Source organism: Streptomyces sp. NBC_00663, from assembly GCF_036226885.1.
In the GTDB taxonomy this organism is placed as follows: domain Bacteria; phylum Actinomycetota; class Actinomycetes; order Streptomycetales; family Streptomycetaceae; genus Streptomyces.
This window is the reverse complement of record NZ_CP109027.1, coordinates 9013241-9034472: the sequence shown is the minus strand read 5'-3', so window position 1 is coordinate 9034472 and position 21232 is coordinate 9013241. Positions and strand designations below refer to the sequence as shown.

22 protein-coding genes are annotated in these 21232 nt (G+C 71.6%); 5 read left to right on the top strand and 17 right to left on the bottom strand.

Annotated elements, in window-relative coordinates:
* Positions 1-38 precede the first annotated feature (38 nt).
* The gene (locus OG866_RS41135; protein ID WP_329342782.1) at positions 39-785 is read left to right on the top strand and encodes an SDR family oxidoreductase; all 747 of its coding nucleotides are present in this window, start codon (positions 39-41) and stop codon (positions 783-785) included.
* 226 nt (positions 786-1011) lie between these two features.
* On the opposite strand, the gene OG866_RS41130 is transcribed toward OG866_RS41135, so the two are convergent.
* From OG866_RS41130 to OG866_RS41110, 5 genes are all read right to left on the bottom strand, one after another.
* Positions 1012-1767, bottom strand: coding sequence for a hypothetical protein (locus OG866_RS41130; protein WP_329342780.1), 756 nt, complete (start codon positions 1765-1767; stop codon positions 1012-1014).
* A 371-nt stretch (positions 1768-2138) separates the two neighbouring features.
* Positions 2139-2561 (bottom strand): hypothetical protein, encoded by a 423-nt coding sequence (locus OG866_RS41125; RefSeq protein WP_329344530.1) that lies wholly within the window; start codon positions 2559-2561, stop codon positions 2139-2141.
* A gap of 30 nt (positions 2562-2591) precedes the next feature.
* Positions 2592-3242 carry a DUF6461 domain-containing protein gene (locus OG866_RS41120; RefSeq protein WP_329342779.1) on the bottom strand — a complete coding sequence of 217 codons (651 nt, stop codon included), beginning with the start codon at positions 3240-3242 and terminating at the stop codon, positions 2592-2594.
* Between the two features lie 34 nt (positions 3243-3276).
* Positions 3277-3849, bottom strand: a complete 573-nt coding sequence (locus tag OG866_RS41115; RefSeq protein ID WP_329342777.1) for a DUF6928 family protein — start codon at positions 3847-3849, stop codon at positions 3277-3279.
* A 217-nt stretch (positions 3850-4066) separates the two neighbouring features.
* Positions 4067-5788 (bottom strand): serine/threonine-protein kinase, encoded by a 1722-nt coding sequence (locus OG866_RS41110; RefSeq protein ID WP_329342776.1) that lies wholly within the window; start codon positions 5786-5788, stop codon positions 4067-4069.
* A 141-nt stretch (positions 5789-5929) separates the two neighbouring features.
* Here OG866_RS41110 and OG866_RS41105 point away from each other — a divergent pair, with 141 nt between their 5' ends.
* Positions 5930-7189 carry a MalY/PatB family protein gene (locus tag OG866_RS41105; protein WP_329342774.1) on the top strand — a complete coding sequence of 420 codons (1260 nt, stop codon included), beginning with the start codon at positions 5930-5932 and terminating at the stop codon, positions 7187-7189.
* A 78-nt stretch (positions 7190-7267) separates the two neighbouring features.
* Here OG866_RS41105 and OG866_RS41100 read toward each other — a convergent pair whose 3' ends face one another.
* Positions 7268-8038 (bottom strand): carbonic anhydrase, encoded by a 771-nt coding sequence (locus OG866_RS41100; RefSeq protein ID WP_329342773.1) that lies wholly within the window; start codon positions 8036-8038, stop codon positions 7268-7270.
* Between the two features lie 777 nt (positions 8039-8815).
* Between OG866_RS41100 and OG866_RS41095 the strand changes: the two genes are divergently transcribed.
* Both OG866_RS41095 and OG866_RS41090 read left to right on the top strand, forming a co-directional pair.
* Complete coding sequence (locus tag OG866_RS41095) at positions 8816-9583, top strand: hypothetical protein (RefSeq protein ID WP_329342772.1); 768 nt, start codon at positions 8816-8818, stop codon at positions 9581-9583.
* Between the two features lie 11 nt (positions 9584-9594).
* Positions 9595-9927, top strand: a complete 333-nt coding sequence (locus tag OG866_RS41090; RefSeq protein ID WP_329342771.1) for a hypothetical protein — start codon at positions 9595-9597, stop codon at positions 9925-9927.
* A 226-nt stretch (positions 9928-10153) separates the two neighbouring features.
* On the opposite strand, the gene OG866_RS41085 is transcribed toward OG866_RS41090, so the two are convergent.
* The 3 genes from OG866_RS41085 to OG866_RS41075 are packed head-to-tail and all read right to left on the bottom strand — an operon-like array spanning position 10154 to position 12891.
* A complete protein-coding gene (locus tag OG866_RS41085) occupies positions 10154-11170 on the bottom strand; it encodes a zinc-dependent alcohol dehydrogenase (protein WP_329342769.1) in 1017 nt (338 codons plus the stop codon).
* A gap of 11 nt (positions 11171-11181) precedes the next feature.
* The gene (locus OG866_RS41080; protein WP_329342767.1) at positions 11182-12042 is read right to left on the bottom strand and encodes a fumarylacetoacetate hydrolase family protein; all 861 of its coding nucleotides are present in this window, start codon (positions 12040-12042) and stop codon (positions 11182-11184) included.
* Between the two features lie 3 nt (positions 12043-12045).
* Positions 12046-12891 carry an IclR family transcriptional regulator gene (locus tag OG866_RS41075; RefSeq protein WP_329342766.1) on the bottom strand — a complete coding sequence of 282 codons (846 nt, stop codon included), beginning with the start codon at positions 12889-12891 and terminating at the stop codon, positions 12046-12048.
* A 50-nt stretch (positions 12892-12941) separates the two neighbouring features.
* Between OG866_RS41075 and OG866_RS41070 the strand changes: the two genes are divergently transcribed.
* Positions 12942-14654, top strand: a complete 1713-nt coding sequence (locus OG866_RS41070) for an IlvD/Edd family dehydratase (RefSeq protein WP_329342764.1) — start codon at positions 12942-12944, stop codon at positions 14652-14654.
* On the opposite strand, the gene OG866_RS41065 is transcribed toward OG866_RS41070, so the two are convergent.
* The 8 genes from OG866_RS41065 to OG866_RS41030 form a co-directional block, all read right to left on the bottom strand.
* Positions 14651-15565: a GlxA family transcriptional regulator gene (locus tag OG866_RS41065; RefSeq protein ID WP_329342762.1), complete on the bottom strand. Its 915-nt coding sequence runs from the start codon at positions 15563-15565 to the stop codon at positions 14651-14653. The two genes, OG866_RS41070 and OG866_RS41065, sit on opposite strands and share 4 nt — an antisense overlap.
* Positions 15566-15575: 10 nt before the next feature.
* On the bottom strand, positions 15576-16175 hold the full coding sequence (locus tag OG866_RS41060) for a cysteine hydrolase family protein (protein ID WP_329342760.1): 600 nt from the start codon (positions 16173-16175) through the stop codon (positions 15576-15578).
* A 95-nt stretch (positions 16176-16270) separates the two neighbouring features.
* Positions 16271-16870 carry a dihydrofolate reductase family protein gene (locus OG866_RS41055; RefSeq protein WP_329342758.1) on the bottom strand — a complete coding sequence of 200 codons (600 nt, stop codon included), beginning with the start codon at positions 16868-16870 and terminating at the stop codon, positions 16271-16273.
* A 12-nt stretch (positions 16871-16882) separates the two neighbouring features.
* Positions 16883-17716 carry a metalloregulator ArsR/SmtB family transcription factor gene (locus tag OG866_RS41050; RefSeq protein ID WP_329342756.1) on the bottom strand — a complete coding sequence of 278 codons (834 nt, stop codon included), beginning with the start codon at positions 17714-17716 and terminating at the stop codon, positions 16883-16885.
* A 33-nt stretch (positions 17717-17749) separates the two neighbouring features.
* Complete coding sequence (locus OG866_RS41045; RefSeq protein WP_329342754.1) at positions 17750-19333, bottom strand: MFS transporter; 1584 nt, start codon at positions 19331-19333, stop codon at positions 17750-17752.
* 71 nt (positions 19334-19404) lie between these two features.
* Positions 19405-20391 (bottom strand): hypothetical protein, encoded by a 987-nt coding sequence (locus OG866_RS41040; RefSeq protein ID WP_329344529.1) that lies wholly within the window; start codon positions 20389-20391, stop codon positions 19405-19407.
* The gene (locus OG866_RS41035; RefSeq protein ID WP_329342752.1) at positions 20391-20978 is read right to left on the bottom strand and encodes an RNA polymerase sigma factor; all 588 of its coding nucleotides are present in this window, start codon (positions 20976-20978) and stop codon (positions 20391-20393) included. The genes OG866_RS41040 and OG866_RS41035 overlap by 1 nt, the downstream gene beginning before the upstream one ends.
* The gene (locus OG866_RS41030) at positions 20956-21186 is read right to left on the bottom strand and encodes a hypothetical protein (protein WP_329342750.1); all 231 of its coding nucleotides are present in this window, start codon (positions 21184-21186) and stop codon (positions 20956-20958) included. The genes OG866_RS41035 and OG866_RS41030 overlap by 23 nt, the downstream gene beginning before the upstream one ends.
* Positions 21187-21232 lie beyond the last annotated feature (46 nt).

The following is a 21232-nucleotide window of genomic DNA, read 5'->3' as shown; positions in this document are numbered from 1 at the left end:
GAACGAATCTCACGCACATCACCGGAAGGAATTCCGCCATGAAGGTCGTAGTGATCGGTGGCACCGGGCTCATCGGCTCCAAGCTGATCGGCAAGCTCGAGGAGCACGGACACGAGGCGGTCGCGGCAGCGCCCAGCACCGGCGTCAACACCCTCACGGGCGAGGGGCTGGCCGACGTCCTCAAGGGCGCGTCGGTCGTCGTCGACGTGTCCAACTCCCCCTCCTTCGAGGACGCGGCCGTCCTGGAGTTCTTCCGCACCTCCACGGCCAACCTCCTCAAGGCGGAGTCCGAGGCCGGCGTGGCCCACCACGTGGCTCTGTCCGTCGTCGGCACCGACCGTCTCCAGGCGAGCGGGTACTTCCGTGCCAAGCAGGTCCAGGAGGAGCTGATCAAGGCGTCCGACGTCCCCTGGACGATCGTCCACGCCACCCAGTTCTTCGAGTTCGCGAAGGGCCTCGCCGACGGCATGACCGACGGGGACACCGTCCGTCTGCCCGATGCCAAGATCCAGCCCATGGTCTCCGACGACGTGGCCGCGGCCGTCGCCCACGCCTCGGTCGGCGACCCGGTGAACGGCGTGGTCGAGGCCGCCGGCCCCGAGGTGTTCCAGCTGGAGGACTTCATCCGCATGGGGCTCGACGCCCAGAACGACCTGCGCACGATCGTGACGGACCCGGAGGCGACCTACTGGGGCGCCGAACTGCGGGAGAACACCCTCTTGCCGGGCTCGGGCGCCCGCCTCGCCGAAACCAGGTTCGCCGACTGGCTCGCCCAGCAGGCGTGATCCCCCGCGAGCGGCCCCTGCCGGGAGACGGGGGCCGCCCGCGGCGATGCGGAGGGGGCCGGGCGCGGCGACTCGGCGGGCCAGCCGGGCACGGCTCCAGGAGCCGCGGCGGACCAGCCGGGCACGACTCAGGGGCGGCCGCGGCGGATGGCCGGGCGCGGCTCAGGGGCCGCCGCGGACCGGCCGGGCACGACTCAAGGGCCGCGGCGGACCGGCCGGGCGCGGCTCAGGAGCGGGCCCTTACGGCACTGTCCCAGACGCCCGGATCCTGACGGTGGTTCGCCTGTCCGGCGGCGAGGACGAGACGCAGCTCCTCGACGTGCGGGGTGTCCGCGGGCAGCCGCATTCGCTCCAGGAGGGCCAGCGCGGCGGCGGGTTCCAGAGCGCCGTAGACGTCGTGGTACCCGGCCAGCAGGCCCTTGAAGAGCGCCGGGTGCAGCACGGGAAGGCGTACGGCGGTGTCGTAGGCGTTCTCCTTCACCGGCCACGGCACCGGACCCGAGCACGCGAGCACCCGACGGGCCCGGCGGACCAGGGCGTCCGAGCCTTCCGCCACCACCCGGTCGATGTCGTTCCCGAGCACTTCGCCGAAGGCCGTCTCGACGGTGGCGCGGTCCTCGAACCAGTCGACCCACAGCGAGTACGTGAGCGTCTCCGCGTCCCGCTCGGCCTCCAGCCGCCGACGGTAGCCGTCCCACAGCGCGTCGACGGGCAGAGGGCCGGCCGGGTCCTGGTGGGCGAACCGGATCTCGCACGTCACCCAGTACTCGTCGAGGAGGTCCAACAGCCCGAACGCCAGCCGCACTTGACCGGCCGCGTCCAGATCGTCGGCGGCGAACACCTCCCCGGCCCAGGAGTGCGCGACCTGAGCGGCGGTGAGCGGCTGATCGGGCGCCTCGGCGGAGACCCACCCGTCACCGACCTGCCGCACACCCCGCTCGCCCAGCCAGCGTCGCGCGTCATCCATCGCCTGCGTCGTCATCCGGGCAGTATGACCGGCCCCGCGACACTCCCTGTCCGCAGGTGTCAGGCGTCGACCGATGTCCAAGCCGATTCCTCTGCGGATGCGCCCGCGCGCACCACTCAGAACCGGTTTGCGCCTTCACAGGAAAGACGAGGTGCGCCACCGTGCCTGAAGTCGGGACGTTGGGCATCCAACTGGGGGCGATGGGCATGGCCAAGTGCGGCGCACGCACCAAGACAGGCGGGCGATGCCAGAGGCAGGTGGTGTCGGGTACCTCCCGCTGCCCAGTGCATCAGGGGTCGTGGTCGGCGTACGGGGTGGCTCAGCGCAAGGAGAAGGAAGCCAAGGCGAAGAAGCGCAAGATACGCAAGAAGCGCTAGCGTGGGCGGTCAGGCGTCGGGGTCGACCTCGGGGTGCGTGAACCGCACGGGCTTGCCCAGCGACCGGGCGTAGGCGATTTCGGCTCGGGTGCTGTCTCCGATGTAGTCGCCGACTATGAGGACCTCATCAGCGAGCCGGATCTTCGCTCGGTGCAGATCGTCGAGTCGGACCTTCAGCGCCTCGGCCTCGACAGGGTCGGACCAAAGCGCGTGCGGCGACTTCATGTCGCAACCCGGCTTGACGACAATCCTTCCGGCTGTGGTCTCCCGCAGATCGGCCTCGGCCATCTCGGTCATGAAACGGGTGGAGCCGCAGATCACGACGATACGCGGCAGACTCAACTGCCTCTTCGCCTCGGCAAGCTGCTCCTCGGGCGTGAGCGGTTGCCGGTACGACACTGGTGCCTCCTGGTGGTGTGGTCCAAAGAGCATCCCGGCCACCGCCACTTCTGGCTGAGATTTTCACCCTTGACGCCGTCCGGTGAACGCGGCTGCCGGCAGCTCCGCCTCTGTCTCCTCCCAGGGGATCCAGAGGTCCAGCTCCTGTTCCAGAAACCGTAGGAACGTCACCGCGCCCACCTCGTCTCCGCTGGGAACGAAGCCGAGCGCCACCTCCGCCGGGACGCCGTTCGTGAGATGGGGCAGTCCGGGCTCGAAGGACGTCACCGGTTCGCCGTGCAGGGCATAGCCGACACGGCTGAAGCCCTTGGCGTTGCGGTGGATGGTGAACGCCCTTCCCCGCTGGGACAACTCGGCCAGGTAAGTCCCCGTGTGGCACTGGAATTCCTCCAGCGCGTACGCCCAGCCCGGCACCGAGCCCACTCGGACGACGGTGTCCGGCGGATCGGGGAGAAAGCCTCCGTTCGTCAGCCGGGCGACCGCTGCTTCGTCTTCCCAGTCCAGGAAGTCGAGGTCACTTATGTGGTGGTCCTGGTCCCTGATCAGCAACTCGTACGCCGCGGAGCGGGTCAGCGGGACGATACGAGACTCCTCTGCGCCTACGCTGCGCAGCAGTTCCTGCGGCGAGAGCCCCTCGCTCAGTGTGAGGGTGAAGCTGACGTCGTAGGCGTCCGCAATCCAGCGCAGGCCGCTCCCCTCATGCCGCCGCTCCATCAACTCACCCTCCCCGTACGGTGGTCCGCCACGATCACGACGCCGCCCGCCCGGCTGCAAGCTGCGTCACTCGGAAGCCGTGCAACCAGACCGCGCTCGCGTCGATGTCGTCGGGCTCGGGGTGCCCCTCGATGACGAATCCGCAGAGTGCACGCAGGGCCTCTTCGCCGAGTTCCAGGGGGTGGAAGGGGAGCGGATACGGCTCGTCGTCCTCGTCCGGCCATGGGATGACGTCAGCGGGACGCTCGCCTGCCCAGTAGGGGCGCTCGAAGGCCAGCGGGTCGACGACGCTGTGCATCGCGTGCAGGACGAGACGCCGACCGGCGCTCGCCGCGACCAGGTGTTCCGGAAGCTGCGACGGCAGGTCGATCATCACCCGTTGGTCGCCGACGACCTCCACGCCGGGCCAGCTCGCGGCGTAGGCCGTGCCTTGCTGTGGGTACACGCCGTCCCACAGTTGCGCACCCTCGCACGGCTCGAACTCGCATCCCGGATAAAGGCGTCGCATCATCTCGGACGTCCGCCCCAGGTCCGGCGCCCCCACCTGCCGCAGCAGCCCGGGTACCTCACCTTCGGCGTACACGAGCAGTCCCGTCTTGGCTCCCACAGACCCTCCCCTGGCCTTGCCCGATCAATGGCGGTCGCACCATAACCGCCCGCACTGACAGTGGGGGTTCTGGTGGAAGTAGGGGCCGTGAGCCGTGGGCATCCATCCCCCGCGCAACGCGTGTTCGATGGCTCGGGCGACATCGGATGGCCGGACCGGCTTGCCATCGCGACCGAACCAGTTGCTGAGGTGCGGCTGTTCGGTGAAGCGTCCCTCGTCAGTTCTCCACGGGGTACACGTCGGTCACCTTGCCCTCAGGGGTCGCCACCAGGTAGCCGGACCCGTAGTCGTCGCTGAGATAGACGGCCAACCCCTTCGGATGGTCGAAGAGATCGTTCGGCGGCTGGACCGTCACGTAGCGAAGTTCCGGATCCGCGACGTTCAGCTTGTTGTCCGCCTCCTTCAGGAGCGCGGGAACCTCGTCCCATGCGAAGCCGTCGAGGCTGAAGGGCTGATCGCCGCCCATCAGGGTGCTCTTGATGGCCCCTTCCTGCACCCCCTTGCCCGGATAGTAGGTGTAGGAGTCGTACTTGGTGTCGCTGCCCTTGACCATCACATTGGCCATCACGTAGTCGTCGTAGACAGAAAAGTCACCGAACCTGTCCCGCCCCGTCTCCTCCTTCAACTCCTTGATGGCGTTGCGGATGTTGGCGGGGGTCAGCATAGAGCCGCTTGCGACGCCCTCGCCGGACCCACTCGACGGAGCGGGAGTTGTCCGCGACCCCGTCGGCTTCGGAGTCGACGACGTGGAGTTGGAGGTCGAGGGGCCCGCGCCCGGACTGCCGCCCGTGTTGTCGTCCAGGGGCAGCAGCCACCACGCCAGACCCACCGCACCTACGACGGCGACGCCCGAGACGGCCCTCAGGACCGCCGTGCCGCTGCCGCTGCCGGTGCCGCGCCTGCGGGTCGTCGTCACCGGTGCCGTGGGCGGCTGGGGTGATATCTGCACCGGTGGGCCGGGCAGGACCGGCGGCGGTCCGAAGCCCGTCGATGTCGACGGGGGCGCGTGCGGCGGGGTGAGGGGGTACGACGTCGGCTCGTCCCTGACCATCGCCGGACCCGCCGGACCCGCCGGACTCGTCGGACCCTCCGCCTGCGCCTCGATCTCGGCCAGTGCGCGGTCCAGTTCGGTCGCGGACGGACGTGCCGCCGGGTCCCGTACCAGCACGCTCATCAGGATGTCGCCCAGGGCACCGGCCCGCGTCGGCGGTGGTACGTCCTCGTGCAGGACCGCGGCGAGGGTGGCCAGGGTGGTGCCTCGGCGCAGGGGGTGTCGGGCCTCCACGGCGGTGTACAGCATCATCGCCAGCGACCACAGGTCGGAGGCGGCGCCGCCTTCCTGGCCCGTGATGCGCTCGGGGGCCATGAAGTCGGCCGTGCCAATGATGGAGCCGGTGGCGGTGAGGTTGGTCGATTCGCGGATCGCCGCGATGCCGAAGTCGGTCAGGACCGGGCGGCCGTCCGGCCGTAGCAGCACGTTGGCGGGTTTCACGTCCCGGTGCTGGATGCCGGCGTCGTGGGCGGCGGTCAGCGCGGCCAGCACCCCGCGGCCGATCCGTGCCGCCTCGGCCGGTGGCATCGGGCCCTGGGCGAGGCGGTCGGCCAGGGAGCCTCCGCTGACCAGTTCCATGACCAGCCAGGGGTACGTTCCCTCGCCTCCGTCGACGATGTGATGGATGGTCACGACGTTCGGGTGGTCGATCCGGGCCAGCGCCCTGGCTTCGCGCAGCACGCGCTCGCGCAGCATCCGCGCGCCCTCGGGGTCGTACTCGGCGAGGTCACGGTCGGGCGGGCGGACCTCCTTGACCGCCACCAGCCTGTGCAGCACCAGGTCCCTGGCGCGCCAGACCGTGCCCATCCCACCGCCACCGAGACGGGCCTCCAGTTCGAAACGCCCGTCGACAACGCGTCGTTCGGCACGTCTGTCTGCCTCACTCATGGGCCGGAGCCTAGCGGTCCGCGCCGACCCACCGCGCCGCCCCCTGGCTGCGACAACGCTTGACTTCGGTCGTCCCGGCTGGCTCGGTGGTGCACAGCAGTACCCGCCCAGCACCGCCCGTCCCGTCCCAGGGAGCGCAGAATGACCGGACCCATGGATCAGGCCCCCGACAGCACGGAGCTGCGGCGGACCGACCCGCTCACCCACCTCACCCTGGAGCAGCTGCGGCAGCGGACCAGCATGAAGTGGCGTACGCATCCCGAGGACGTGCTTCCGCTCTGGGTCGCCGAGATGGACGTACCGCTCGCCCCCGCTGTCGCCGAGGCCTTGCAGGTGGCGATCGAGATGGGCGACACCGGCTACCCGTACGGGACCGCGTACGCCGAGGCCCTCGCCGCGTTCGCCGCAAAGCGGTGGGGATGGGACGGGCTGCCGGTGGAACGGACCGCGATCGTGCCGGACGTGATGCTGGGGATCGTCGAGGTGCTGCGGCTGCTGACCGATCCGGGCGACTCGGTCGTGGTGTGTTCGCCGGTGTACCCGCCCTTCTACGCGTGCATCTCGCACGACGCCCGTCAGGTCGTCGAGGCGCGCCTCGGTGCCGATCTGCGGATCGACCTGGACGCTCTGGAGGACGCCTTCGTGCGGGCCCGTGGCAACGGGCGGCGCCGTGCGGTGTTCCTGCTGTGCAACCCGCACAATCCCACCGGTGTCGTCCACACCCGCGAGGAGTTGGAGGCCGTCGCCGGACTCGCCCGGCGGCACGGCGTGCGGGTCGTGTCCGACGAGATCCACGCGCCCCTGGTACTGCCGGGCGCCACGTTCACTCCGTTCCTCAGTGTGCCCGGCGCCGAGAACGCGTTCGCGCTGGCCTCCGCCACCAAGGCGTGGAACCTGGCGGGCCTGAAGGCGGCCCTGGCCGTCGCGGGCCCCGAGGCCGCCGACGAACTCCGGCTGCTGCCCGAGGAGGTCAGCCACGGCCCGAGTCATCTCGGCGTCATCGCCCACACCGCGGCCTTTCGCAAGGGCGGTGACTGGCTGGACGACCTGCTGCTCGGGCTCGACGCCAACCGGACCCTGCTCGGTCGCCTCGCCGAGCAACACCTTCCCGGCGTGCGATGTCATCGCCCCGAGGGGACTTATCTGGCGTGGCTGGACTGCACTCCGCTCGGGCTGCACACCGACCAGGGCGGCGGCGGGCCCGGCGTGGTCAGCGACCTGGCCGGTCCCGCGAGGTTCTTCCTCGACAGGGCGCGGGTCGCGCTCAGCTCAGGGCACGTCTTCGGCTCCGGCGGAGAGGGGCACGTACGCCTCAACTTCGCGACGCCGCCCGCCGTTCTGCGCGAGGCGGTGCTCCGGATGGGGCGCGCGCTGGACGAGGACCTGGACGAGGACCTGTAGTCGGGCCCACCGCGCCCCACCCGCGACCCGGATCACCGGTGAAGCGGCGCGGTGGCCGTCAGGCCGATCCCGTCGGCGTCACGTCGTGGGCGCCCCGTTCAGGACCTCGACCCGGCCCGTGTCCAGCGAGTAGTAGGCGCTGACCACGGCTAGTCCGCCCCGCTTCGCCAGCGGGGCGAGGGAGGTGTTGGAGCGCAGGGCGGCGGCGGTCTGCCGGGCGTGGACGCGGATCATGGTGTCGACGGGGTCGTCGGTCTTCTGCTTGAGCGTCGCCGCGTAGGCGGTGCGGAGGGAGTCGGCGATCGCCTGGAGGTTGCCGGGCAGGGTCGTACGGTCGTGCATCGCCTTGTACGCCGCCTTGATCGCGCCGCAGCGCTGATGACCCAGGACCACGATCAGTGGAGTGCCTGCCGTTACGGGGCCGTACTCGACGGAGCCGGTGACGACCGGCGCGATCACCTGGCCGCCGGTGCGTATGACGAACAGGTCGCCGATGCCGGTGTCGAAGACCAGCTCAGGCGGCACCCGCGAGTCGATGCAGGACAGGACGACGGCGTACGGCTTCTGCTCCTCGGCGACCGCCTCGCGCCGGCGAGGGTCCTGGTCGGGGTGGAGCGGCGCGCCCTTCACCCAGCGCCGGTTGCCCTCCATGAGCCGCGTGAAGGCTCCCGAGGGGGAGGAAGGGCCCGTGCTCGCCGAGGCGGCGGGGGTCGGGGTCGTGCCCGCGGCTCCGACCTGGGTGACCTGCGGGGTGCCCGAGGCCGGTGAACAGCCGGTCAGCAGGGCGGCGGTGGCCGCCAGGCCTCCGGTGACGACGGTCCTGCGCTGTGGGTGTGCGGTGATGCCCATGAGTGCTGTTCCCCTCCGGCTTGCGGTGCTGTGCTGAGGGCCGCTTCTCCTTGGTGGAGCGGCTGTTGCCACTCTCGCCAGCGGCGGGGAAGCGCGGATGCAGCGGTCATGCAGGGCAGGGGAAGGAATGATCCAAAACGCGGAGCGTGACGAGCGGGAGCCGGCGGGCACGGCGCTGCACAGCGGTGCGACCACCACCCTCCGGGCTGATGGGATGGTTTTCCGTGTGATGGAGGAGGAGCGATCGGATGCGCAGGCGCGCGCCGCGGTGGACGACGATGCCGCGTGGGCCGCTCGGCTGGGCTGGGCGCACGGGCTGATCGCGGCCGATCCGTCGAGCGGTCGGCCGCACTGCTCCAGCTGTCCGAGGCGCGCATACGGGCCGACGACGCCGGTGGCCGCGCCAACGAGATGTGGCGGCCGACGCGCCCGCTGGGAGCGGAGGAGCAGTACCGGGAGCCGGCGCCCTCCTGGAAGCCCTCGACGCGTATCACCGCACGCAACTGCACGTACTCCCGGATGCCTTGTGGGGTCGCCCCCGCCGTGCCGCTGTCGGTTCTGGCCCGGCCTGTGCGCTGCTCTTCCCTGAGCGGGAGGCGAGGTTCCCGCAGGACAGAGGTCGTCGTGCGGCGGCCGTATCGCTGCAAGGACCGCGAGTACGCGCACATGGCCGGCAGCGCCGTCGGAATCCTGGACGCCGGTCACCCGGATCCCCGGCCAATCTCCTTGTCCAGGGCAACGGGCAACCTTTCGGCCACCTCGGCTGTCGAAGCGATCATGTCCCAGATTCTCAACGGCCGAGGTGTCAGCGCCCGGTTCGACTCCGACGGAGTCCACATCACGCGCTCCGACCGTCAGGTCGACATCCCGCTCTCGGCGATCCAGGACGTCCGTGCCGCACAGGCGCGGAGCGTCGAGATCCTGCTCACCGACGGCACGGCCCACCGGGTGGAGGGCGGCAACCCGACGGCCACCGCCGCCTTCGTCGCCGCGCTCGTCCCGCTGCTGCCCGCCGAACGGGAACCCGATGCCGGCGCCGTGGTCACCGACACGCAGTCGTCGCGCGACTGGGGCCTGTACGCGATCATGACGCTGGGCACGGTGCTGGCGCTCGCCTACCTCGCGTACGCCGGGTGGGTCGCCTTCACCCATGGCTCGCGGGTCCTCGGGGTCGTCCTCGGCATCCTGCCGCTGCTGGGCGGGGTGGCCATGGTCGGGTCCGGGCTGGCGGAGACGGTCCGCCGGGCCGTGCTGAGCCGGCGCGGGATCACCGTCCTCGCCGAGGCGGTCGGCAAGGACGGCAAGGACGGCAAGGACGGCAAGGAGACGGTGTACGGCTACACCGACGCCGACGGCGGCACCCATCGCTACACCTGCAAGCGCACGCTCCAGCGCATCCAGCTCGCCTACGACCCCGCCCGACGCGTGCGGGCCGCCCACGCGGACTGGCTCCCCTTCGTCGTGGGCAGGGTCTTCGTCAAGGTCGTCGGAGGCGCGTTCTGGGGGGTCGTCGGCGCGGTGATGGTCTTCGGCGTGCTGTGGTGACGGTGCGGGCCGTGGGGCGGTACGGCGTGCCGCTCCTCGTCAACCTGTTGATCGGCGTCCCGGCGATCGCCGTGTGGGAGTCCGCCCGTTGGTACGCCGCCCACGGGCACTGCGGCCTCGATGACCTCGACCGGCCCGACCTGGACGGATGCACCTACCCCGAGATCGACCACAGCGGCCCCGTCCTGGTGTTCCTCGTCGTGACCGGCCTGTTCGTGCTGCTGCTGGTCCTGATCGCCGACGTCCTGCTCCCCCTGCGACGCGAACGGCCGCTCAGGCCCTGGCTGTTGACCCTGCCCGCGGTCGTGCTGCCCTATCTCCTTCTGCTCGGTTCGGTGGACTGACAGGGGCGGGCCGGCGACAGCGCGGGACGCACGACAAAGGGCCCGTCCCGCACATCGTGCGGAACGGGCCCCAGTCCTTGAGCGCCGGGCAGGCCTTGCACCTGCATTTCCCCGCAGGAAGCGGGGCGTCTTTCCTTGGACCACCAACGCAGTGCCGGTTTGCCGCAGTTGCGGTGACCGGCTCAAGATCAAGCATACCGTAGGTGCGGCGGTGCTCCCGACCGTGTCAGTTCCGGCGTGGATCGACGAGGATCTTGGGGCCGAGACCCGCGTCCGCCGGGCGCTTCTTGGCGAGTACGGCGCCGACGTCCGTCAGGGCGACCGTCGCGGCGACGAGTGGGCGGGGATCGACGCTGCCCTCCGCGTAGGCCTGGATGGCCGCTTCCAGACCGGGAGACGCGGACAACACGCCTACCGCGGTGACGTCCTTGAGGGCCAGTGTGCGGGTGTCGATGCGGCTGGGCTCGCCGGACAGGCCCACGTACACGAGACGTCCCGCGGGCTCGACCAACCGCAGTGCCAGGCCCGGCAGATGGACGGCGTTGGAGGCGTCGACGACCGCGTCGTAGGGAAGTTCGGGGACGGCGTCCTCCCGCCAGACGTGCTCGAAGCCGAGTTCGCGGGCGAAGGCGAGGGAGGCGTCGGTCGCGCCCATCAGGTGGACCTCCGCCCCCGCGGCCCGGACGAACATCGCGGTGAGCAGGCCGATCGTGCCAGGACCGAGGATCAGCACCCGGTCGCCGGAACCGCAGGCCGTGGCCCGCGCCGCGCGCAGGGCGTTGCCGCCGGGTTCGACCAGGGCGCCGAGTTCGGCGTCGACGGTGTCGGGCAGGGCGTGCAACGACGAGGCGGGGACGGCCAGTTGTTCGGCGAGGGCACCGGGGCGATCTCCTCGTACGCCGACCTCCTGCCGACTGTCGCACACATGCTGGTGGCCGCGGCGGCAGCGGCGGCAGTCGCCGCAGCCGAGCATGGTGTCCCCCATGACCCGTCGGCCGAGCCATGCGGGGTCCACGCCGTCGCCGACCGACGCGACGCGGCCGGCCCACTCGTGGCCGAGCCGCATCGGATAGGCGGCGTGGCCCTGGTGGAGGTAGGCCATCGCGCCGGTGAAGAACTCGGCGTCGGTGCCGCAGACGCCGACGCGTTCGACGTCGACGACGGCCTCGCCGGGGCCCGGCACCGGGGCCGGGACCTCCTGGACCGCGTACTCCCCCGGTGCGGTGAGGACGAAGGCGCGCATGGGCGGGCGTCTCACCGCGGGGCGAGCACGTGCTGGCGCTGGGTGCCGAGGTGCTGGATGCCGAGTTCCATGACGTCTCCCGGCTGGAGGTACACCGGCGGGGTGAGGCCCATGCCGACGCCGGGCGGGGTGCCGGTGTTGATGAGGTCGCCGGGTTCCAGGACGAGGAACTGGCTGAGGTAGTGCACGATGAAGTACGGGTCGAAGATCATCGTTTTGGTGCTGCCGCTCTGGCGGCGTGTCCCGTTGACGTCCAGCCACATGTCGAGGGCGAGGACGTCGTCGATCTCGTCGGCGGTGGCGAGCCAGGGCCCCGCGGGGTTGAAGGTCTCGGCCGACTTGCCCTTGGCCCACTGACCGCCGCGCTCCAGCTGGAAGGCGCGTTCGCTGACGTCGTTGACGACGACGTATCCGGCGATGGCGTCGCGGGCGTCGTCCACGGAGTCCAGGTAGCTGGTACGGCGGCCGATGACGATCCCGAGTTCGACCTCCCAGTCGGTCTTGGTCGACCCGCGCGGGATGCGTACGTCGTCGTTCGGGCCGGTCAGGGTGTTGGGCGACTTGGTGAACAGAATGGGCTCGTCGGGCACGGCCATACCGCTCTCGGCCGCGTGGTCACGGTAGTTGAGGCCGATGCACAGGATCTGGTGCGGGCGGGCGATCGGTGCGCCGATCCGTTCCCCGGCGAAGCGGGACAGCTGCCCGGCGGCCACCCGCTCGGCGACGACGGGGCGGACGCGGTCGATGCCGCCCGAGCCGAAGAACGCCTCGTCGAAGTCGGTGACGGTGTCGGAGAGATCGACGTAGGTGTCGGCGTCGATCCGGGCGACGGGCTGCTCGGCGCCGGGCGCGCCGATGCGCATGAGGTACACGGGTCAGTCTCCAGGGGTTCGGGGCATGAGGGGGCTCACCGGTGGATGCGGTGCGCTCAGGGGGCCGAGGGTGGCGCGGATCTCGTCGACGGCGTCGACCAGGGTCTGCGAGGGGGTTCGGTAGGTGAGGGCACTGACGCTCACGGCTCCGGACGGCACGGCCGGTGAGGTGGCGTAGACGGGTACGGCGAGGCAGTTGACGCCGGGCTCGTTCTCCTGGTCGTCCACGGCGTAGCCGCGCCGCCGGATGCCTTCCAGGTCGCGGTGCAGGTCCTCGGCCGTGCACCGGGTGTGTGGCGTGCGGCGTTCCAGTGGCGTGCGGCCGATCCAGTGTCGTACGGCGTCGAGCGTGTCCAACTCGTGGGCGAGCAGCAGCTTTCCGACGCCGGTCGCGTGGGCCGGATTGCGGCCGCCCACGGTGGAGGTGAGGCGGACGGCGCCGGTGGGCGGGTCGACCTTGGCGCGGTAGACGACCTCGCGTCCGTCGAGGACCGCGTAGTGGGCGGTCTCGCCGAAGCGCGCGGCGAGCGTCCGCAGCAGGGGGCGGACGCGAACGTGGTCCGGACGGGCCTCGTGGTGGGCGAAGGCCATGCGCAGGAACTCGTCGCCGAGCACATAGCGGCCTCGGACGTCCTGGTCCGCGAGTCCGGCTCGGCGCAGGGCGCCCAGTGCCCGGTGCACGGTCGGTTTGGGGCTGCCGATCACTCGGGTCAGCTCTTCGAGGCCGACGCCGTCGGGGTAGTGGGCGAGTTGTTTGAGGACGGCGAGCACACGGTCCGAGCCCACCAGGCGTGGGGAGTCGTCGTCGCCGGGGTCTGTCGAGCCGTCGTTCGTCTGCGTATGCTCCATGGCGTTCCACAGATTAGACCTGTGTGTCGATGGTTGGAAGGAGCTACCGGGTGACGCTCCGCAGCGCCCAGTGGTACGCCGGACAGGACCGCAACGCCTACATCCACCGGGCGTGGATGCGCCGCGGTGTCCCGGACGACGCCTTCAGCGGGCGTCCGCAGATCGCCATCGCCAACACCGCCTCGGACCTGACCCCTTGCAACGCGCATCTGAACGAGGTCGCGGCCTCGGTCCGCGACGGTGTGTACGAGGCGGGCGGCATCCCGCTGGACCTGCCCGTGGTGTCGCTGGGCGAGACGAACGTACGGCCCACGGCCATGCTCTGGCGCAACATGGCGGCGATGGCCACCGAGGAGATGCTCCGCGCCAACCCCATTGACGGCGTCGTGCTGTTGGGCGGCTGCGACAAGACGATCCCGTCGCTGCTCATGGCCGCCGCGTCGGTGGATCTGCCCGCGGTCGTCGTGCCCGGCGGCCCGATGCTGAACGGGACCTTCCGCGGTACGCCGCTGGGCTGCGGCACCGATGTGTGGCGGCTGTCGGAGGAGGTACGGGCCGGCACGCTCACCCAGGAGCAGTTCACCCGCTCCGAGTCGGCGATGATCCGCAGCCGTGGACACTGCAACACCATGGGCACCGCCTCGACGATGGCACTGGTGGCAGAGGCTCTGGGCACGGTCGTACCGGGCGTCGCCGGGACGCCCGCGCCCGACAGCCGGCTGCTCCAAGCCGCGCACGGTACGGGCCGGTTGGCCGTGGACATGGTCGCCGCCGACCGACGGCCGGGCACCTTCCTGACCCGGGCCAACTTCCACAACGCGATCGTGGCGCTGGCCGCGATCGGCGGCTCCACCAACGCGGTCGTCCATCTGCTCGCCATCGCCGGGCGGTTGGGCATCGAGTTGAGCCTGGACGACTTCGACCGCATCGGCTCGCGGGTGCCGGTCCTCGTGGACCTCCAGCCGGCCGGGCGGTTCCTCATGGAGGACTTCCACCGTGCCGGGGGGCTGCTCGCGGTGCTGCGCGAGGTCCGCGACCTGCTCGATCCGCAGGCGCTGACCGTCACCGGCGAGCCCCTCGTGGAGTACCTCGACGACGCCCCCATCTGGGACACCGAGGTCATCCGCAGCCGCGCCGAACCCCTCGTCGCCGAGGGCGGCATCGCGGTGCTGCGCGGCAACCTCGCCCCGCGCGGGGCGCTCGTCAAGCCCGCGGCGGCCTCCCCGCATCTGCTGCGCCACCGCGGCCGGGCCGTGGTCTTCGACAGCATCGAGGACTTCCACGCCCGCATCGACGACCCGGACCTGGAGGTGGACGCCGACTCGGTCCTCGTCCTGCGCGGCTGCGGACCCAAGGGGTATCCGGGCATGCCCGAGGTGTCGAACATGCCGCTGCCGAAGAAGCTGCTGGAGCAGGGCGTCCGGGACATGGTGCGGGTCTGCGACGGCCGGATGAGCGGTACGGCGTACGGGACGGTCGTGCTGCACGTGACACCGGAGGCGGCGGCGGGCGGACCGCTGGCCCTCGTGCGGACCGGGGACTTCGTCGTCCTCGACGTCGAGGCCCGCCGGATCGATGTCGACGTACCGGACGAGGAACTCGCCCGCAGGACCCCCGCCAAGGCCACCGTCGCCGGTTTCGCCAGCCCCCGGCGCGGCTGGGAGCGCCTCTACGTCGACCATGTCCTCCAGGCGGACACCGGGGCGGACCTGGACTTCCTGGTGGGGTCGAGCGGCTCCGAGGTGAGCCGGGAGTCGCACTAGCCCGCGGGAGTCCGGGCCCGCAGCCGGCGCAGCATGCGGGCGTCCTCGAAGCCGACGGAGCGGGCCGCCGCGTCGGCGGTGGCGCCGTGGCTGATGAGGTGCTGGGCGCGTTCGAGGCGGAGGGTCTGCTGGTAGCGCAGCGGGGTCAGGCCGGTGGCGCGGGTGAACAGGCGGGTGAGGGTGCGTTCGCTGACGCCCGCGGCGGAGGCGAGGGCGGGCAGGGGCAGCGACCGGTCGAAGCGGGCGTCGATGAGGTCCTGGACGCGGTGCACGGTGTCGTCGAGGTGTGAGCGGTGCCGGAACATCGCGCTGGACTGGGACTCGTGGCCGTTGCGGCGGGCGTAGACGACCATGTCCCGGGCGACCTTGGCGGCGACCGCCGGTCCGTGCCGGCCGGCGACCAGGTGCAGGGCCAGGTCGATCCCGCTGGCGATGCCCGCCGAGGTGATGACCCGGTCGTCGGCGGTGAACAGGACGTCGCGGACGACCGTCGCCCCCGGGTGGCGCTCGGCGAGTTCGTCCTGGACGTCGTGGTGCGTGGTGCAGTGGCGGCCCTTGAGCAGGCCTGCCTGACCGAGCGCCTCGGCTCCGGCGCAGACGCTGGCCACCGTGCCGCCGCGGGCGTGGTGGTCGCGCAGGGCCCGCAGCACGGGGGCGCCGATCGGCGGCGAGTCGGCCAGGGTGACCGCGCGCCAGCCGGGGACGATCACGAGGTCCTCGGTCCCGAGCTCGGGCCAGTCGACCCCGGCCACCAGCGGCAGGCCCTGCGCGGTGGGGACCTGGGTCCGCTCGGCGACGTAGGTGAGGGTGTAGGGGTGCCCGAAGTCGGCGGCCGTGGAGAAGACCTGCGCGGGTCCTGCCAGGTCCAGCAGGTGGACTCCGGGCACCAGGAAGAAGACGACGTGGCTCACGATCCGGTCATCATGCCGGACGTCGGGCCGCGGCTTCAAGGCCGTCGACGGTGGCGATGGTGGCGAAGCGTCCGGCGAGCGCGTACTCGGTACGGCGGATCACCTCGTCGGCGGGCAGGGTGCGCGGGTCGGCGAGCAGTTCGGCGCCGCTCAGGTCGGCGGGGGCGTCGCGGTGCGGAATCGGGTTGGTCGCGGTCGCGTCGATCACGAACGTGACGCCGTAGCCGAGGTCGCTCGCGAGGCGCGCGGTGGTCTCCACGCACTGCTCGGTGCGGATGCCGCAGACGGTGAGTTCGCGGATGCCCCGCTCGGTCAGCAGCTGCTGGAGGTTGGTGGTGGTGAACGCGTTGTGCGAGGTCTTGTGGAGGAGCGGCTCGCCGTCCCGCCGCTCCAGCTCCTCCATCAGCCGGACGTGGCCGAGGGCCGGGTCGAAGACATCGGCGCTGCCGGGCTCCGAGTGGAGCACCCACACCACCGGCTCCCCCGCCTCGCGGGCCAGCCGGACCAGCCGGTTCACCTTGTCGGTGATCTTCGGGTCGGAGATGGTCTCCCACAGCGGCCGGGCGCGGAAGGACTCCTGGACATCGATGACGATCAGGGCTCGGGTCATGTCCCCAGCCTGGACCGGGCGGGTGGGGTGGCGACAGGCCGGATCGGGTCCAGAGGCGGACCGATCCGGTCACCACGAGCGCGATGCCGCGGGCGTCAGCGCACCCGGTCGTAGGTCAGGGCCATCTCGCCCGACTCGCCGATCTCCCGGTGGGTGAGCGTCCACTTCGAGGCCGGCAGGCCGTCGTCGAACAGCCGCTCCCCGCCCCCGGCGATCTCGGGGCAGACGATCAGATAGAGCCGGTCGAGCAGGTCGGCCGCGAGGGCGGCCTTGATGACGCTCGCGCTGCTGTTGATGAGGATGTCGCCCTCGCCGTCGGCCTTGAGGCCGGCGACGACGTCCGCGGTGGGGGCGTTCACCACGCGGGCGCGGCTCCACGGCGCTTCGGTCAGTGTGGTCGACAGGACCACCTTCTCGGTGTCGACCAGCCACTTCGCGTATCCGCGGTCGCGCGGGTCGGCGTTGTCGTCCTCGGCGACCGACGGCCAGAACCCGAGGAAGCCCTCGGCGTTGCGGCGGCCGAGGAGCACGGTCGTCGCGTTCTCGTGGAGACGGGTGAGGTGGTTCCGCGCCACCTCGGTGATCGCGTACGGGACGATCGCGCCGAGGTCGCCGGGCCCGCCGGGGCCGTTGAACCGTCCGTCGAGGGTGAGGCTGATGTTCGCGGTGACCTTGCGTGCGGTCGGGTTGCTCATGGCTGCGCTTCCTTATCCCTTGGTACGTGCGTCGGTCGTGTCCTTGGTGATGTGCGCTGCGCCGACGGTGTCGGCGAGGTTGTCGAGCACCCGCTCCCAGCCGGTTCCGATGCCGGCGATGTAGGGGGCCGCTTCGACGGTCGTGTCGGTGATGCGGAGGTCGAGCCGGAGCCGTGTCCCGTCGGGGACGTCGGCGAGGCTCAGGTCGTAGTGGCCGGTGAACGAGACCGCGCCCGCGGCGTCCAGCACCGCCAGGTCGAACACGAGGTGCGCGTGTTCGATCGCCGTATGGACCCGCCCCTCGGAGCGGTAGCGCCCTTCGGCGTCCCGGTACTCGAGGACGGCCCTGCCGCCCGGCCGCGGCTCCAGGACGCACTCGGTGATCGTCATCGGCGGCGGTGCCCACCAGGACGCGAGGAGGTCCACGTCGGTCCAGTGCCGCCACACGCGATCCCGGGGCGCGGGGAGCACACGCTCGAACGAGAACGTACGCCCGTCCGCCCACCGCTCCCGGTCCGCCGCCGCGGTCTCCGCCTCGATGGCGGCGCGATAGCGCGCGATGACATCTCGCTCGCCCGCGTGCGCCCCGGCGGTCTCGACCAGGTCCCGCAGCCGTCGCTCCAGCGCCGCCAGGGGGGCGGTCTCGACCGCGTAGACCCGGCGTTGCCCCAGCGGGAAGACCGTCACGAGGCCGGCCCGGGCGAGGGTCTGAAGGTGCTTGGTGGTCTGTGGCTGGCGCAACCCGGTCAGCTCCGCCAGTTCACCGACGGACCGGGGGCGCTCGACGAGGAGTTCGACGATGCGCCACCGCGCTCCGTCTCCCAGTGCTGCTGCGATCCGCTCCATGCCCTGGAGTATTCACCTCAACGAATATTCTCGTCAAGGAATTTCTCGAAGACGGTTCGCGTACGCCGCGACCGCCATCACCACGACGGAGACCGCGACGATTCCGGAGCCGACGAAGAGCGGTGCCCGGTACCCCAGTCCCGCCGAGAGGGCGAGTCCGCCGAGCCAGGCGCCGAGGGCGTTGCCGACATTGGACGCGGACACGTTGGCGCCGGCCGCGAGGGCCGCGCCGTGGGCGTGATCGGTGACGCGGGTGATCATGCCGGGGACGGCGGCGAACCCGGTCAGCCCCATCAGGAAGACCAGGACGACGCAGGCGGGGGCGTTGGCGGCCAGCAGGCCGAACGCGGCCAGGGTGACGGCCAGTCCGAGGAGCGCGAGCATCAGGGTGCGGTCGCGATCGCGGTCGGCCGCTCGCCCGCCGACCACGTTCCCGACGACGAGGCCGACGCCGTACACCATCAGCAGCCAGGCGACGTCCGCCGCCGAGAAGCCGCCGACCTCGGTGAACGTGTAGGCGAGATAGCTGAACGCGCCGAACATCCCGCCGTAGCCGAGTGCTGTGGCCGTCAGGGTCAGCCAGACCTGCCAGGAGCGGAAGGCGCGGAGCTGGTCGCGCAGGCCGATGGGCGGCACCGGCTCCGCGCGGCCCTCGCCGGCAGCCGTGGGAACCGGCTCCACACCGTCCCCGCCAGCAGCCCTGAGCACCGGCTCCACACCGTCCCCGCCAGCAGCCCTGAGCACCGGCTCCACACCGTCCCCGCCAGCAGCCCTGAGCACCGGCTCCACACCGTCCCCGCCAGCAGCCCTGAGCACCGGCTCCACACCGTCCCCGCCAGCAGCCCTGAGCACCGGCTCCGCGCGGCCCTCTCCGACAGCCGTGGGCACCGGCTCCACACCGTCCCCGCCGACAGCCCTGAGCACCGGCTCCGCGCGGCCCTCGCCGGCAGCGGTGGGCGCCGGCTCCGCACCATCCCCGCGGGCAGCGGTGGGCGCCGGCTCCGCACCATCCCCGCGGGCAGCCGTGGGCACCAGGGCCGCGATCCCCGCCAACGCCAGCACGCCGACCGCCGTCACCGCCCAGAACGCCGACCGCCAGCCCCAGCGTTCACCGACCAGCGCGCCGAACGGCACGCCCAGCACGTTCGCCAGGGTCAGTCCGGCGAACATGACCGCCACCGCGCGGGACTTGCGCTCCGGCGCGACAAGGCCGCGGGCGACCAGTGAGCCGATGCCGAAGAACGAGCCGTGGCACAGGGCCGCGACGATCCGCCCCAGCATCATCACCGGATAGTCCGGCGCGACGGCGCACAGCAGATTGCCGATGACGAACAACGCCACCAGACCGAGCAGGACCCACTTGCGGGGCAGGCGCGCCGTCGCCGCCGTGAGGACGATCGCGCCGACCGCGACACTCAGCGCGTATCCGGAGATCAGCCGCCCCGCCGCCGCCTCCGACACGGCGAAGTCCGAGGCCACCTGCGGCAGCAGTCCGGCGATCAGGAACTCGGTCAGCCCGATGCCGAAGCCGCCGAGGGCCAGCGCGACGAGACCGGGCGGCAGCCGTCCGGTGGGTTTGCGGCGGAACGTCCGTACCTCGACCCTGAATTGGCTCATGATCCACCCTCACCCGGGGTGGCGGGCCGGTCCATGGACGAACGCCCGGGACCCTTGGACGAACCCCCGGCTCACGCCTGGGCGTGGATGACGGTGTCGGAGGGTTCGGCGGCGACGATGAGGACGCCATGCTCCTCGCCCGAGGGCAGCGAGGCACGCCGGATCAGGTCCTCCCACTCCCTGGGCCATTGCGTGGTGTCGTCCCACAGGATGCCTTCGAGGCGCACGCCGTCCAGCTTCGCGGTGCTGAGGTCCGCGCCGACGAAATCGCTGCTGGCCCGCTCGACTTCGGCGACGGCCTTGGCGAGGGCGTCGGCCTGGTCGCAGCCCTGGGTCAGATCGTCGATCAGGTCCTGCGCGATGGCGTCGACCCCGAACTGGTAGGCGGGCGTGGCCGGTTCGAGGGTGGCGATCGCCGGGGCCAGCTCCTCGTCGAGCAGTTGCCGGATGCGGTGCAGGTCGTGCAGCAGCCGCTCGGCGGGCTCGGCGAGAGCCGACTCGACGGCCACCAGATAGTCCAGTCCGGTGAGCGTGACCGGAGAGCGCTGCGGCTTGGGCATCCGGGACAACTCCCGTAGATTCTCGCGGAGTTGCTCCACCACCGAGGCCGCATCGACGACCGTCCGCGCGGTGTCCTCCAGGAGATCGCTCAGGTTCTGCACCAGACGTACGGCGGTCCGCATGCCCTCGGCCAGATCGGCCGGCCAGTAGCGGTGGGCGAGGCGCAGGGCCTGCTGCCGGTACTTCACCCGCACCGGCGAGGGGCGGTTGGAGAGCGGGCCGCGCTCGGCGAGGCGTGCCTCGTGCGCCAGGTTGCGCTGGGCGAGGGCGGCACGGGCCTCGCGGGAGCGGCGCCGGGTGACGGCGGTGCCGACGGCGCGGTGGGTGGCGGCCAGCAGACGGTCCAACGCGAGGTCCGGGGTGCGCAGTTCGGGTGGGCCGCCCAGTGCGGCGAGGCGGTCGGTGACGGCGGTGCCGAGCCGCCGGTGGGCCCGCATGAGCAGCGCGTCGAGGCGGTCGGGACCGTCGAGATCGGGTGTGCGCGGGTCACGGTCCATCACGTCGCCCTCCTCTCGTCGTCGAAGCGGCCTTCCAGGCGCAGCCCTTCCCTGAGGGCCGCCCTGGCCCGGGCCAGGTTCTGGCGTACGGCCGCCTGTGTCGTGCCCATCGCGCGGGCGCTCTCCTCGGTGGTGAAACCGTCCAAGTGCCAGGCCAGGGCGGCCCGTTGCTTGGCCGGCAGGAGGAGCAGCAGGGCCATCACCCCGCGTTCCTCCTCCTCCAGCTCGGCCGCGTGGGCCGGGGTCTGCCAGCGCAGATGGGTCTCGGGCTCGGGCATCTCCGCGCAGGCGTCCTCGGGGTTGACCTGCTGGCTCACCCAGGACCGCCAGGCCACCCTGCGCAGCCAGGCGCGCGGGTGGGTGATCGACAGACCCGGCGCGCACATCTGCGTGAAGGCGTCCTGCGCGGCGTCCTGCGCCTCGGCCCAGGAGGCGCCCTGGAACAGCAGGAAGCGGACCAGCGCCGGATACTGCTCGTGGTGCAGCGCCTCGGCGAGTTCGATGCCGGGCAGCGGGGCCGTGCTGGTCGCGACGTGGTCGGCGCGATCGACGTCGGTGTCGATGTCAGTGCTGAGCGCGTCCTCCATGGCCGCTCCCCCCGTTCCGGCCGGCGCGGGCTGGGAGGGGGTGCCGGTCCGTCCGACCGGTGGCGCTGCGGATCCGGTCGGTCTGTCCGGCCTCGGCGATACGTGCCCGCTCGACGTCGGCGCTCAGCCGCCGTTGCGCGACCTTCACCATGCCGTTGACGACGCTGACGGCCACGGTCACCACCGCTCCGACGATCACAGGATCCATGCCGTACCTGCCCCTTCCGGATGTCTCGCCCGGGCACCGCCCGCGC

What these genes read in the sequence shown, in the direction of transcription:
- OG866_RS41135 (WP_329342782.1), top strand. Translation starts at nt 39, where the DNA reads ATGAAGGTCGTAGTGATCGGTGGCACCGGGCTCATCGGCTCCAAGCTG.
- OG866_RS41045 (WP_329342754.1), bottom strand. Translation starts at nt 19,333, where the DNA reads ATGAGCCAATTCAGGGTCGAGGTACGGACGTTCCGCCGCAAACCCACC.
- OG866_RS41130 (WP_329342780.1), bottom strand. Translation starts at nt 1,767, where the DNA reads ATGACGACGCAGGCGATGGATGACGCGCGACGCTGGCTGGGCGAGCGG.
- OG866_RS41060 (WP_329342760.1), bottom strand. Translation starts at nt 16,175, where the DNA reads ATGACCCGAGCCCTGATCGTCATCGATGTCCAGGAGTCCTTCCGCGCC.
- OG866_RS41040 (WP_329344529.1), bottom strand. Translation starts at nt 20,391, where the DNA reads ATGGACCGTGACCCGCGCACACCCGATCTCGACGGTCCCGACCGCCTC.
- OG866_RS41050 (WP_329342756.1), bottom strand. Translation starts at nt 17,716, where the DNA reads ATGGAGCGGATCGCAGCAGCACTGGGAGACGGAGCGCGGTGGCGCATC.
- OG866_RS41125 (WP_329344530.1), bottom strand. Translation starts at nt 2,561, where the DNA reads ATGCTCTTTGGACCACACCACCAGGAGGCACCAGTGTCGTACCGGCAA.
- OG866_RS41030 (WP_329342750.1), bottom strand. Translation starts at nt 21,186, where the DNA reads ATGGATCCTGTGATCGTCGGAGCGGTGGTGACCGTGGCCGTCAGCGTC.
- OG866_RS41105 (WP_329342774.1), top strand. Translation starts at nt 5,930, where the DNA reads ATGACCGGACCCATGGATCAGGCCCCCGACAGCACGGAGCTGCGGCGG.
- OG866_RS41035 (WP_329342752.1), bottom strand. Translation starts at nt 20,978, where the DNA reads ATGGAGGACGCGCTCAGCACTGACATCGACACCGACGTCGATCGCGCC.
- OG866_RS41120 (WP_329342779.1), bottom strand. Translation starts at nt 3,242, where the DNA reads ATGGAGCGGCGGCATGAGGGGAGCGGCCTGCGCTGGATTGCGGACGCC.
- OG866_RS41055 (WP_329342758.1), bottom strand. Translation starts at nt 16,870, where the DNA reads ATGAGCAACCCGACCGCACGCAAGGTCACCGCGAACATCAGCCTCACC.
- OG866_RS41075 (WP_329342766.1), bottom strand. Translation starts at nt 12,891, where the DNA reads ATGGAGCATACGCAGACGAACGACGGCTCGACAGACCCCGGCGACGAC.
- OG866_RS41085 (WP_329342769.1), bottom strand. Translation starts at nt 11,170, where the DNA reads ATGCGCGCCTTCGTCCTCACCGCACCGGGGGAGTACGCGGTCCAGGAG.
- OG866_RS41110 (WP_329342776.1), bottom strand. Translation starts at nt 5,788, where the DNA reads ATGAGTGAGGCAGACAGACGTGCCGAACGACGCGTTGTCGACGGGCGT.
- OG866_RS41100 (WP_329342773.1), bottom strand. Translation starts at nt 8,038, where the DNA reads ATGGGCATCACCGCACACCCACAGCGCAGGACCGTCGTCACCGGAGGC.
- OG866_RS41095 (WP_329342772.1), top strand. Translation starts at nt 8,816, where the DNA reads ATGTCCCAGATTCTCAACGGCCGAGGTGTCAGCGCCCGGTTCGACTCC.